The 12663-nt window shown below is 71.9% G+C and carries 12 protein-coding genes; 3 read left to right on the forward strand and 9 right to left on the reverse strand.

Features of this window, described 5'->3' with window-relative positions; all coding sequences use genetic code 11:
* Positions 1-570: 570 nt before the first annotated feature.
* The 3 genes from ABZX02_RS02405 to ABZX02_RS02415 are packed head-to-tail and all read left to right on the forward strand — an operon-like array spanning position 571 to position 3336.
* Positions 571-1707 carry a GTP-binding protein gene (locus ABZX02_RS02405; RefSeq protein ID WP_355294301.1) on the forward strand — a complete coding sequence of 379 codons (1137 nt, stop codon included), beginning with the start codon at positions 571-573 and terminating at the stop codon, positions 1705-1707.
* Positions 1707-2531, forward strand: coding sequence for a class I SAM-dependent methyltransferase (locus ABZX02_RS02410; RefSeq protein ID WP_355294302.1), 825 nt, complete (start codon positions 1707-1709; stop codon positions 2529-2531). Before ABZX02_RS02405 ends, ABZX02_RS02410 begins: the two co-directional genes overlap by 1 nt.
* A complete protein-coding gene (locus ABZX02_RS02415; RefSeq protein WP_355294303.1) occupies positions 2524-3336 on the forward strand; it encodes a methyltransferase domain-containing protein in 813 nt (270 codons plus the stop codon). Before ABZX02_RS02410 ends, ABZX02_RS02415 begins: the two co-directional genes overlap by 8 nt.
* Before the next feature lie 57 nt (positions 3337-3393).
* On the opposite strand, the gene ABZX02_RS02420 is transcribed toward ABZX02_RS02415, so the two are convergent.
* Genes ABZX02_RS02420 through ABZX02_RS02460 form a run of 9 tightly spaced genes read right to left on the reverse strand, consistent with a single transcriptional unit; the run spans position 3394 to position 12631 of the window.
* Entirely contained in the window at positions 3394-3969 is a 576-nt protein-coding gene (locus tag ABZX02_RS02420) for a GNAT family N-acetyltransferase (protein ID WP_355294304.1), read from the reverse strand.
* Complete coding sequence (locus tag ABZX02_RS02425; protein WP_355294305.1) at positions 3966-5384, reverse strand: ATP-binding cassette domain-containing protein; 1419 nt, start codon at positions 5382-5384, stop codon at positions 3966-3968. Before ABZX02_RS02425 ends, ABZX02_RS02420 begins: the two co-directional genes overlap by 4 nt.
* Positions 5381-6154 carry an ABC transporter permease gene (locus tag ABZX02_RS02430; RefSeq protein ID WP_355294306.1) on the reverse strand — a complete coding sequence of 258 codons (774 nt, stop codon included), beginning with the start codon at positions 6152-6154 and terminating at the stop codon, positions 5381-5383. Before ABZX02_RS02430 ends, ABZX02_RS02425 begins: the two co-directional genes overlap by 4 nt.
* Positions 6151-7095 carry an ABC transporter permease gene (locus ABZX02_RS02435; protein WP_355294307.1) on the reverse strand — a complete coding sequence of 315 codons (945 nt, stop codon included), beginning with the start codon at positions 7093-7095 and terminating at the stop codon, positions 6151-6153. Before ABZX02_RS02435 ends, ABZX02_RS02430 begins: the two co-directional genes overlap by 4 nt.
* Complete coding sequence (locus ABZX02_RS02440) at positions 7092-8621, reverse strand: ABC transporter substrate-binding protein (protein ID WP_355294308.1); 1530 nt, start codon at positions 8619-8621, stop codon at positions 7092-7094. Before ABZX02_RS02440 ends, ABZX02_RS02435 begins: the two co-directional genes overlap by 4 nt.
* An 11-nt stretch (positions 8622-8632) precedes the next feature.
* Positions 8633-9418, reverse strand: a complete 786-nt coding sequence (locus ABZX02_RS02445; protein WP_355294309.1) for a class I SAM-dependent methyltransferase — start codon at positions 9416-9418, stop codon at positions 8633-8635.
* Entirely contained in the window at positions 9415-10587 is a 1173-nt protein-coding gene (locus tag ABZX02_RS02450; protein ID WP_355294310.1) for an MFS transporter, read from the reverse strand. Before ABZX02_RS02450 ends, ABZX02_RS02445 begins: the two co-directional genes overlap by 4 nt.
* Positions 10584-11612, reverse strand: coding sequence for an enolase C-terminal domain-like protein (locus ABZX02_RS02455; RefSeq protein WP_355294311.1), 1029 nt, complete (start codon positions 11610-11612; stop codon positions 10584-10586). The genes ABZX02_RS02450 and ABZX02_RS02455 overlap by 4 nt, the downstream gene beginning before the upstream one ends.
* Positions 11609-12631, reverse strand: a complete 1023-nt coding sequence (locus ABZX02_RS02460) for a PLP-dependent cysteine synthase family protein (RefSeq protein WP_355294362.1) — start codon at positions 12629-12631, stop codon at positions 11609-11611. The genes ABZX02_RS02455 and ABZX02_RS02460 overlap by 4 nt, the downstream gene beginning before the upstream one ends.
* Positions 12632-12663 lie beyond the last annotated feature (32 nt).

Genomic DNA, 12663 nt, shown 5'->3' on the forward strand with positions numbered 1-12663 from the left:
CCCACTGTGACGACCCGTAGTTCGGCTACCGGTTTCTGGTCGACGAGGTGCGCGAGGCGGGCCTGTCGATGGCGGATTGGACCGCTTGGCGGATCTGCTCGTCCATGGCTGGTGAGTGCCTTCGGCGAGAACTCGGCCGCAATGGGAAAATCCGATCGCCGGTCCAGCTGTGGGCGGTCAAGGACGTCCGTCCCAACCGGATCGTGAGCTGTTCCATCGACTCCCGGATGCAGTCGCCGCGCTCACCAACGACGTCGCCCGCCGCGGCCCGACCGGCTCTGCTCGTGCAGCAGACCCGTCCACGCTGCTGAAGCCGACGTCATCCGGAGCCTGTTAGACCACGCACTGTTCGATCTTGTCGGCAGACCGGGAGACGGGCTCGTCGGTGGTGTCGAGGATGTGGGTGCTCCACCGAGGATCGTCGGCGGTCCAGTCGGTCCAGCGGTGCCAGACCATGTCCGGGCGCTGTGGTCCTGTCGAGCTCGGTGTTCCCGGGGGTCGTATCCACGGCACGCGATCGCGCGGCCGGACTCGTTGTCGCATGTTGATGAAGATGATTATCATGTGCAGATGCTTGGACGTACCCCTGTCACCGTCCTGTCCGGCTTCCTCGGTTCCGGGAAGACGACGTTGCTCAACCACGTGCTCGCCAACCGCGAAGGACGGCGGGTGGCGGTGATCGTGAACGACATGAGCGAGATCAACATCGATGCCGCGCTGGTCGCCGGTCAGGGCAGCCTCGACCGGACGCGGGAACGGCTGGTCGAGCTGACCAACGGCTGCATCTGCTGCACGCTGCGGGAGGACCTGCTCGACAGCGTCGGCGAGCTGGCGCGCTCGGGCCGGTTCGACACGATCCTGATCGAGTCCACGGGCATCTCGGAGCCCATGCCGGTCGCGGCGACCTTCGACTGGACGTTCGAGGACGGCACCAGCCTCTCCGACCACGCCCGGCTCGACACGATGGTCACCGTCGTGGACGCGGCCGGGTTCCTGCGTGAGCTGACCACCGGTGACCAGCTGATCGAGCGCGACATCGCCGCCGTGGAGGAGGACGAGCGCACGATCTCCGACCTGCTGGTCGACCAGGTCGAGTTCGCGGACCTGCTGGTGGTCAACAAGACGGACCTGGTGACCGAGGAGCAGCTCGCGACACTAGGCGCGGTGCTGCGCAGGCTCAACCCCGTCGCCCGGCTGGTGCACACCCGGCGTGGTGTCGTCGACCTGGCCGAGGTGCTCGACACCGGCCGCTACGACCCGATCACCGCCGCGCAGGCACCGGGCTGGGCCCAGGAGCTCGCGGGCACCGGCCACGTCCCGGAGACCGAGGAGTACGGCATCCGCTCGGTCACCTTCCGCGCCTCTCGGCCCTTCCACCCCGGCCGGTTGACGGCGGCGCTGGCCGATTGGGAGGGAGTGTTGCGCAGCAAGGGGTTCTGCCACATCGCCAGCCGCCCCGACGTGCTCGCGGTGTGGTCGCAGGCAGGCCCGAACCTCACCCTGGAACCGGGGCAGCTGCTGGACACCCCGCACGCCCGTCAGGAACTCGTCTTCATCGGCGTCGGCCTGGATCTGGACGAACCGCGCCGGCGGCTGGAGCCCGCGCTGCTGACCGAGGAGGAGTTCGCGGCCGGACCGGAGCACTGGCGCACGCTCGAGGACCCGCTGCCGCTGTGGGACCTCGCCGACCTGCACGAGCACGCCTGATGACCGGCCCGTCGACCGCCGACCCCGCCGCGGCGGAAGCGGTGTTCGCGCCGGCCGAGCTCGCGTTGCTGGACTCCTTGCCGGTCGACGGCGTGGTGGCCGACGTGGGACCGGGGGCCGGGACGAGCACGGTCCGCCTGGCCGGGCGCGCGCTCCGGGTGTACGCCGTGGACAACGACGAGGCGGTGCTCGAGGTGGTCCGCGACCGTGCCGCACGAGCGGGACTCGGCGACCGCGTCCGCACGGTCCTGCACGAGCTCGACGACGGCCCGGTTCCGCTGCCGGAACCGGTGTCGCTGATCTGGTCGGGTGCCTGCGTGCACCACGCGCTGTCGTGGCAGGACGCGGTGTCCGGACTGGCGGACCTGCTCGCACCCGGTGGTGTGCTCGCGCTCGGCGAGGGTGGTCTGCCGGCGCGGTGCCTGCCGTGGGACGTCGGCGTCGGCAGGCCCGGCCTGGAGAGCAGGCTGGACGCCGCGCACAACGAGTGGTTCACGGCGTGGTTCGAGGGCAGGCCCGGTGTCGTGCGCGAGCCACGCGGGTGGCCTGAGCTGATGAGGACCGCCGGGCTCGAGCAGGTCACCGGCCGCAGCGTCCTGCTGGACCTGCCCGCACCGCTCGGGTCCGGCGTGCGGGAGGTCGTGCTCGCGGAGCTCGCCGCACGGGTCGGGCGGGCGCGGGCTTTCCTGGACGAGGACGACCTGCGGGCGTGGGCGGCGTTGCTCGACCGCTCGTCGTCGGCTTGGCTGGGCGCTCGTGACGACGTGGCGCTGCTCGCCGCCAGGACCGTCCACACCGGAGTGAAACGGGGAGATCATGGCTGAGGACCGGCAGACCGAGATCCGCGGCGCGTTCGGCGCCGCGGCGGCCGACTTCACCGCGCTGGGCCGCCACCTCTGGGAGCCGATCGGTGCGGCGGCGGTCGCCGTGGCCGCCCCGGAACCCGGCGAGCGCGTCCTCGACGCCTGCTGCGGCACCGGCGCCTCGGCCATCCCGTCGGCGCGGCTCGTCGGGGTGGACGGGCACGTCGACGCCGTCGACATGTCCGGTCCGATGGTGGACGAGCTGCGCCGGCTGTCGACGGACCTGCCTCAGCTGCACGCGCACCAGGCCGATGTGACGACGTGGCCGGGGGAGGGCTACGACGTCGTGCAGTCGGCGCTGGGCATCTTCTTCTTCCCGGACATGACCGCCGGGACCGACCACCTGATCAGCCGGGCCCGGCCCGGTGGGCGGGCGGTGTTCACGATCTGGCGCGGGGAGTCGATGGCCGCGGCGGGGCGCCACCTCGGCCTCGCGATCGCCGAGGTCACGAACACCCCGGTGCCGGCGCCCCGCCCGCCGCACCTCATCGACGAGGTCAACCAGGCGGACACCTACGCGGCCTGGCTGACCGGACGCGGTCTGGCCGACGTCGAGGTCACGGTGAACGAGATGGCGCTGACGATGACCCCGGAGGTGGCGTGGCTGGTGGTCGTCGGGTCCGGGTTCCGGGGAGCGCTCGCGAAGGTGCCCGCCGAGCGGGTCGCGGACGTGCGCGAGCGCTACCTGGCGTCGCTGCGGGAGGCCGGTCTGGAGGAGCTCGACGCCACCACCCTGATCGGCAGCGGACGCCGTTCGAGGCGATGACCGCTGCGGAGGAGAAAGGCCGGGGACGGCCGAGCGCGACCACCCCCGACCGTCACGTCATCTCGGGTCGGCCGTCACGGCCAGGGCCGGGATCGGGATCTCGAAGTGCACGGTCTGGCTGCGGTCCGGGTCGCCGTCGCGGGCGTCGCACACCTCTTTCGCGACCGAGCGCCAGAACCCCTCCGCACCGGCGACGCGGGTGTCGGTGTGCAGGTAGATCTGTTCGTAGCCGGGGGTTTCGGCGACGAACCCGACCGCGGCGTCGACCAGGGCGCGAGCCAGACCACGGCGCCGGTGCTCGGCCCGGACGTACACGCGGAAGAGCTGTGCCGTCCGGTCACCGGAGTAGCGCTCGGCGATCCAGGCCGGGTGGGGAGGGCTCGCCGGCCCCTGCGCTCGCACGGCCGTGGTGCCCACGACCTCGTCGCCGCGCACCGCGACGAACAACGCGTGCCGCGGAGTCTCCAGGTACGTCGCGGCGAGGTCGATCACGTCGGCGTGCCACTGGGGGCTGTAGCCGTAGCCGAACTCGCGGTAGAAGGTGTCCAGCATGACGCTGCGGGCTCCGGGCAGGTCGGCGTGAGTCGCCGGCCGGACCTCGTAAGCGTCCGCTGCTTGGTGGTGCGTGTTCACTTCATCCTCTCTTTCGCGCCGTCCAGGGTCGTGGCGACCGGACCGTCCATGACGACGCGTCCTTCGTGGAGCACGACCACGTGGTCGGCGAGACGGGCCACGACGTCGAGGTCGTGGCTGATCAGCACGAGCGCGCACGGCACGCTCGCGAGCAGGTCGAGCAACCCGGCGCGGGTGACCGCGTCCAGGCCCGAGGTGATCTCGTCGCACACGAGCACCTCGGGTTCGGCGAGCAGGGCGCGCACGAGCGCCGCTCGTTGGAGTTCGCCGCCGGACAGACCGCGTGGGCGCCGCAGCACCGTTTCTTCGGCGAGTCCGACCTGTCCGAGCGCGGTGAGAGCCGCGGTGCGGGCCTCGACCGGTCGGACGCCGCGCAGCCGGACAGCGGTCCGCGCGACCTGGTCCAGCACGGAGCGGTGTTCGTCGAACGAGCCCCGTGCGTCCTGGAAGACGTACTGGACGGCGGCGAGCGCGGTGCGCGGCCGGCGGCGCAGCGACCGCGCCAGTGGCCGGTCGTGCAGGAGCACCTCGCCGGTGGCCTGCTGGTGCAGACCGGCCAGGCAACGCCCGAGAGTGGTCTTGCCGCTCCCGGAACGGCCGACGACAGCCAGGCGTTCACCGACGTCGAGATGCACGTCGTGCAGGACCGTGGTGGTGCGGTGCCGGGCGGTCAGACCGCGCACGCGCAGGCGAGGAGCCCGCTCGGGAACCTCGGCGAACTCCTGCGGCGTGGCGTCGAGCAACGCGCGGGTGTAGTCCTCGCGCGGATCGGTCAGCAACTCGTCCGCAGGCCCGGCTTCCACCACACGACCGGCCCGCAGCACCACGATCTCGTCCGCGAGCGCCCGCACCACCTCCACGTCGTGGGTCAGCAGCACCAGCGCCACCCCTTGGGAGACAACGGCGGCGAGCTCGTCGACGACCTCGGCGCGGGTCAGGGCGTCCTGACCGGTGGTGGGTTCGTCGGCCACCAGCACGGCCGGGTCCCCGACCAGCGCCTGGGCGAGCACGACGCGCTGCTGCTGCCCGCCGGAGAGCTGGTGCGGATAGCGGCGCAGCAGGTCGGCCGGCACGCGCGCCCGGCGCAAAGCCGTCTCCACCAGCTCGCCGGAATCACCGGAGTGCAGTGCGGCGAGCTCGCGGAACACGGAGTCCAGGCGGCGCACCGGGTTGAGCGCGGAGGCCGGTTGCTGCGGTACGAACCCGACGCGCCCGTGCACCTCCACGCGCCCGCTCACCGACACACCAGGACCGTGTTCACCGAGGAGAGCGAGCCCGGTCGTGGTCTTGCCGCTGCCCGACGCGCCGACCAGGGCGAGCACCCGGCCGGCGGACAACGCGAAGCTGACGCCGTCGAGCAGGACATGCCCGTTCGCCTCGGCCCGCAGGTCCTCGACGTGCACGACCGGGGTCACGTGCGCACCTGCTTGAGGGCGCGGTCGAACACCAGGTTCAGCCCGACGGACAACGCGACGATCAGCAGTGCGGGCACCACCACGGTCAACGGCTGGAGGAACAACCCACTTCGGTTGCGGTCCACCATCACGGCCCAGTCGGCCGCATCGGGTGGCACGCCGACGCCGAGGAAGCTGGCCGAGGCCACCAGGTACAGCGCCGCGGTGAGCCGCACGCCCACGTCGGCGGCGAGCGTGCGGAGCATCGACCGTCCGGTGTAGATGATCGAGGTCTGCCACCACGACTCGCCCTGCATGCGCATCGCCTCCAGGGCGGGTCGTCCGGAGATCTCGAGTGCCGCCGCCCGGGAGAGGCGGGCGACGTCGGGGAAGTTGACGAGCGTGACCACGCCGATCAGCACCGGGAGGCCTTGCCCGGCGATGGCGGCCACGAGGATCAGCACCAGCAGCGACGGCACCGCGAGCAGCACGTCGAGCGGCCGCATCAGAGCCTCGTCGACCAGCCGCAACCGGGTGGTGGCCGCGAGAACCCCGTAGGGCACACCGGCCAGGTAGGACGCCACCGTGGCGATCAACGCCACCAGCACCACCGTCTGCCCGCCCGCGAGCACCTGGTACCAGGCGTCACGACCGACGAAGTCCGTGCCCAGGAACCCGAGCGGCATGAACGGCGCGCCGCGGGTCTGCTGCTCCGGCACGAACAGCGGTCCCAGCAGCGCCAACGCCAGCGGCACCGCGATCAGCAGCACGCCGATGCCCGCCCGCTTCACGCGACCACCTCCGCGCGCGGAGCGAGCCGGAACGCCACCAGGTCGGCCAGCAGGTTCACGACCACCGTGGTGACGGCGAAGACCACCGCGAGACCCTGCACGACCGGGAGGTCGCGCGCGGCCACGGAGTCCACCAGGACGGTGCCGAGGCCGGGGATGACGAACACCGCCTCGACGACGATCACGCCGCCCAGCAACCAGTCCGTGGTCCGCGCGACCTGCTGCACGGCCGGTGCCAGCGCGTTCGGGAGCGCGTGGGCGAACCGCACCCGCGTCTCGCCGATGCCGAGACGACGGGCGTGGCGCACGTAGTCCGATGCCAGCGCGTCCACCATTCCCGCGCGGACCAGGCGGCTGATCGAGCAGATCGGCCGGACCAGCAGCACCACCAGCGGCAGCACGAGCACCGCGGGCTGGGCGAACAGGTCGGCGCCGACGGCGGTCGGCGGCAACCAGGCCAGCTGCACGCCGAACACCGCGATCAGCACCACGGCGAGCGCGAACTCGGGGATCGAGTGCAGCGCGACGCTGATCGACGTCAACGCCCGGTCCAGCAGGCTGCCCTCGTGCAACGCGGCCACCACCCCGACCAGCACCGAGATCGGGACCAGGAGCACGAGGGTCAGCGCCGCCAGCACGACGGTCGGCCCGATGCCTCCGAACAGGAAGTCCGCGACCGGCCGTCCGGACACCAGCGAGACGCCGAAGTCCAGCCGCGGCAGTCCCAGAAGCCACTCTCCGAACCGTTCGAGCGTCGGCCGGTCCAGCCCCATGGCCGCGCGGATCTGGTCGATCCGCGCGGGGTCCGGGTTGTCCCCGGCCAAGGCCACCGCCGCGTCTCCGGGCAGGGCCTCGACCAGGAAGAACACCAGCGTGACCACGGCGAGCACCTGCACCAGCCCGAGCGCGGCGCGCCGGGTCGTGTAGGAAGCGAGACTCACCCCAGCCACACCTTGTCGAACCGGGCCCAGTCGAGCGTGTTGGCGGGAGCGGTGGAGATGCCGCCGACGTTCGGCTTCGCGCCCACGATCCAGTCGGCGAAGCCCCACATCAGGTAGCCGCCCTCGGCGTGCAGCACGCGCTGCATCTCCCGGTACGCCTCACCACGCGCGGCCGGGTCCGAAGTGGACACCGCCTTCTCGTAGAGCGCGTCGAACTCGGGCCGCGCCCACTTGGTCACGTTGGTGCCCGAGCCGCTGAGCAGCCGCTGCGCGACGTGGGTCTCGATGGGCATGGCACCGGAGCGGAAGCTCGACAGGGAACCGTTCTTGAGCGTGTCGGCCCAGTAGCTGTCCTTGTTGCCCTGCACGACCTCGATCGTCAGCCCCGACCCCTTGGCCTGGTCGGCGAACACCGTGGCGGCCTCGACCATGCCGGCCGCGGCCGTGGAGGTGTCGAGCTTGACCGTGAGTCCTTCGGCACCGGCCTTGCGGATCAGGAACTTCGCCTTGTCCAGATCGCGCTGCCGCTGCGGGAGATCACCGGCGTAGTGCTGGTAGTCCTTGCCGAACAGGTCGTTGCCGACCTGCCCGCTGCCCGCGAGCACCGACTCCACCAGCTGCGGCCGGTCGGCGAGCAGGAACATCGCCTCCCGCAGGTCGCGGTTGTCGAACGGCGCCCGGTCCACCTTCATGGCGAACGCCTGCACGGCGCTGTTGGGGGAGCGGTGGATCGTCATGCGGTCGCCGGAGGCGTAGCTGCGGGCCGTGGTCGGCGTGAGGTCGTGCGCGTACTCGACCTGACCGCCGAGCAAAGCGTTGGTGCGCGCGGACTCCTCGTTGGCGATCACGAACTCGAGCTCGTCGAGCAGCGGCGCACCCTCCCAGTAGTCCGGGTTGCGCTTGAGCAGCACCGACCGGCCCGGTTCGAACGACACGAAGCTGAACGCCCCGGACCCGACGGGCTTGGCGAAGTCCTCGGCCCCCTCGGGCACGATGTACGCGCCGAAGGCGGCGAGGGCGTTGGGGAACTCGCCGAAAGGCCTCTTCAGCGCGAACTCCACGGTGCGGTCGTCGACGGCGCGGCTGTTCGCGAGGTCGATCAGGGCGAGGCTCGACTTGGCGCGGAACGCGCGGTTCGGGTCGAGGATGCGCGCGTAACTGGCGAGGACGTCCTGGGCGCGCACGGGTCTGCCGTCGTGGAACGTCGCCTGGCGCAGGCTGATCCGCCAGCGCGTCAGATCGGCGTTCGGCTCCCACTTCTCCGCGAGCCGAGGCTGTGGCGACACGTCGTTGCCGAGGTCGGCGAGCTTGTCGAACATCGCCTTGGACCGCGCGGCCTCGACGAACAGGTTGGCCAGGTGCGGGTCGAGGACCTCCTTGGCGCCCCCGCCGGCGAACGCGGCGCGCAGCCTGCCGCCCGTGCGCGGAGTGGAGGAGGCCGAGGTCGCACCGCTGCCGCACCCCGCGAGGGTGACGACCGCCAGACCGGAGGTGAGGCCGAGGAAACCGCGGCGGTTCAGGGACATGCTGGTTCCTTTCACTGGCACCCGTCTCGGCGGAGACGGGCCACGAGGTGGAGGCGGTCGCCGCTCAGCGCGCCGCTGAGCGGGGCGTCGGCGGTCCAGGGCTCGTCGGTGCGCGGGCCGGGGGAGTCGAACAGCGCGACGACGTCGAACCCGGCGAGGTCGAGCAGGTGCCGCAGTTCCTGCGGGAAGAGCAACCGCCAGGCCGACCGCTGCACAAGAGGTTCGGTGCGGCCGGCCCACTCCCAGGTGCGCCGGCGACGCAGCAGTTGGTCGGCGTGGTCGATCCACAGCTCGGTGTGCGAGGTGTACTCGGTGCCCCGCCACGTGACCGAACGGGTGCGGACACCGTCGAGGAGTTCGGTGTTGCCGAGGAAGAACGCGCCGTTGCGCATCTCCGCCACGAACAACCCGCCGGGCACCAGGTGCGCGCGGCACCGTTCCAGGAACGCGGTGAGGTCGGTGTTGGTGTGGCAGTACAGCATCGCGCTGTCCAGGCACGTGATGACGTCGAAGCGGCGGCCGAGGTCGAAGGACCGCATGTCGGCGAGCGCCACGTCGACCGCCGGGTGGTGCTCGCGGACGTGCGCGAGCATGGCATCCGAGCTGTCCACTCCGGCGACGCGATACCCGTTGCGGGACAACCATCCCGCGTCACGTCCGGTGCCGCAGCCGATGTCGAGCAGGTCGCGCCCGCCGCCGAACCGGACCACCACGTCGTGCACGAACCGAGCGGCCACGTGCTCGGCGTCGGGGAACTGGTGCTCGTAGAGCTCGGGGTTGTCGGTGAGCAGGTTCATCGGACGACCTCCGGCTGACGTGGGGTGAGCGCGCCACGGCGGTGCAACCACGCCACACCCGCGGCGCTGAGAAGGCCGATCGCGACGCACACCAGGGACGCGAGCCGGTCGCCGAACCCGCTCACCCAGCCGATCGCGGTGTTGCCCAGCGCGGCGGCCAGTCCCGAGCCGAGGTAGAACACGCCGAAGTGCGTGCCGGCGAGGCTTTCCGGGCCGAACGACGGGATCAGGTCGTAGACCAGGGGGTGCGCGATCATCACGCCGACGGCGAGCGCGAGGGTGGCCACCAGCACCGGCACGAGTCCGGACCACAGCGCGGGCGCCGCGAATCCCGCGCCCATGACGGCGAGGCCGACAGTGATCACCGGACCCCGTGCGCGATCGGACACGAGGCGGGTGATGCGGACCTGGAACAGCAGGGTGACGATCGTGGACACGATGAACAGCGCGGCGACCACGCCCGCCCAGCCGGTCGCCTTCTGCGCTTGGATCGGCAACAACAGGTAGAGCTGGTTCTGCAGGACGAACATGCCGCTGAGCACGCAGGTGAACGCGACGAACCGGCGGTTGGTCAGGCACTCGCGCCAGTCACCGAGGATCGACCCGCCCTTGCGCGTGGCCGCCCGTGCGGGCAGCACGACGGCCTGGGCGATGGTCAGCGCGGCGAAGATGCCGGCCGCCACGACCGCGGAGACCCGGAAGTCCCACAGCAGCAGCACGCTGCCGAGCACCGGGCCGCACAGCGCACCGGCCTGGGCGTAGACGTTGAACCGGGCGAAGGCCTCGGTGCGCGCCGTTCCTGCCTCCAGAGCGATGTACGCGCGCACCGCGGGGTTGAACAGCGCTCCTGCCAGTCCACTGAGGACGGAAGCTGCCAGCACCACGGTCAGGGACTCGCCGATGGCGAACAACCCGAACCCGACCGCGCGGAGACCGCAGCCGACCAGGATGGCCGTGCGCGGCCCGAGGCGGTCCGATGCGGTTCCCCCCACGAGGAACAGGCCCTGCTGGCTCAGCGTCCGGACCCCGAGCACGACGCCGATCACCGCCGCGGACATGCCGAGGCTGCCCAGGTGCGTGGCGAGGTAGGGGATGAGCAGGTAGAAGCCGGTGTTGACGGCGAACTGGTTGACCAGCAACAACCGCACCGGAAGCGCGAACCGCCTCATCGGCGCACCACGCCCAGCCCCGGCGCCCCGGACAGCCGCAGGACGCCGTCCTCACCGCCGATGCCCGACCACGGGTCGTCGGCGAGCAGCAGGTGCCCGTCCAGGTCGGACCACCGGGCGTGCCCGGTGAGGTGAACGGCGGGCGCGATGCCGAGCGAACTGGCGACCAGGCAGCCGAGCATCACGTCCAGCCCGCCCTCACGGGCGGCCGAGACGATGTCCAGCGCGGGCCTGAGGCCGCCGCACTTGGCGAGCTTGATGTTGACCCCGTCCACCGCGCCCGCGAGCTTGCGGACGTCGGACACCGTGGCGGCGTCCTCGTCGGCGACCAGCGGTGCGGGACACCTTTGGCGAATCCAGGCCAGCGCGTCCGGATCGCCGGGAGCGATCGGCTGCTCCACCGCGTCCAGCACGACTTCGGCCGCAGTGAGACGGTCCACGACGCGCACCGTCTCCTCCGGGCTCCAGCCACCGTTGGGATCGAGAACCAGGCGGGCGTCGGGCGCGGCGACCCGGACCGCGACCGCGGCGGCGACGTCGCGGTCCGGGTCGGTTCCCGCCTTCACCTTGAGCACCGAGAACCCGCGTCCGGTCAGCGCCGCTGCCTGGGCCGCGGCGTCCTCCGGCGTGGTGATCCCGATGGTGCGGGCGGTCGAAACGTCGTGCCACCGGTGGCTCCCGGTGAGCACGTGGACGGGCACGTCGCGCTGGAGGGCCAGCAGGTCGTGCAACGCCGCGTCGACCGCGGCCCGCACACCCTCCGGCACAACGGTTTCCGCGTGCAGGGCGTCGAGTGCGGCAGCCGGGGAGCCGGCGTCGGCGAGGACCGGCCGGAGCTGGTCCAGCCAGGACGTGATCGCCTCCACGTCGAGCCGGAAGTAGACGCTGGTGACCACCTCGCCATGCCCCCGGCGGCCGTCGTGCTCCACGACGACCCGCACGGCGTCGCGGCGTGCCATGACCGACCTGGAGATGCGCAGGGGCGTGCCCAGTTCGAGGCCGTAGACCTCCCACCCGATCCTCATGCGAGCACCACGGCCCTCGGCGCGGCGATCGACTGGCAGCGCGTCCAGCCCGTCGCCTCCACCCGGAGTGGATCACCGATCTCCACCGGTCGGTCGGCGGCTGTGCCGAGCAGGCCGCGGGCCGTGCAGAAGTCGTCGTCGAAGATCGTGCCGAGGTAGCGGTGCGGCCCGTCGGGGAAGATCGTCGCCACCACGGCGCCGGGCTCGACCCTGGCCACCCACGCCGCGACCAGCGCGACGGCGCCGCTGCTCCAGCCGCCGGTGACGAAGGCGTCGCGGGCGAGCCTGCGGCAGGCGTCCACCACCTCGACCGGCCCGAGCCAGTGGACCTCGTCGAACTCGGGGTAGGCGACGTTGCGGGGGTGGATGCTGCTGCCCAGCCCGCGCATCACCCTGGCGCGCGCGGGTTGCCCGAAGATCGTGGAGCCGATGGTGTCCACGCCGACCAGCCGCACACCCGGCCAGTACCGGCGCAGCTCCCGGACGACCCCGGCGCTGTGCCCGCCGGTGCCCACGCTGCAGACCAGCACGTCGACGGGATCGAGCTGTTCCACAAGCTCTCTGGCGAGCCCGACGTAGCCCTTCGGGTTGTCGGGGTTGTTGTACTGGTCGGGCCAGTAGGCGTCGGGGAACTCGCGCAGCACGGCTTGGAGCCGGTCCAGGCGTGCCTGCTGCCAGCCGCCCACGGGGTGCGGCCGGTCGACCACCTCGAGACGAGCCCCGTGTGCCCGCAGCAGAGCCCGCATCGACGGTTCCAGCTCGCTGTCCACGACGAGCACGACCGGGTGGCCGAAGACCTGGCAGGCGAACGCGAGGCCCAGCCCGAGGGTGCCGCTGGTCGACTCCACGACCACCGCGCCGGGGCGCAGTTCGCCGCGGTCGCGAGCGGCGCGGAGCATCGACACCGCCGGCCGTGCCTTCATCCCGCCGGCGCTGAGGCACTCCAGCTTGGCCCAGAAACCCCCGTGCCGGTGGGGAAGCGGTGTGGTGATGCGGGTGACCGGACTCCGACCGAGCAGCTCCAGCAGGTGCCCGTTCTGACGCGGGATGA

This window comes from Lentzea sp. NPDC003310, from assembly GCF_040610935.1.
In the GTDB taxonomy this organism is placed as follows: Bacteria; Actinomycetota; Actinomycetes; order Mycobacteriales; family Pseudonocardiaceae; genus Lentzea.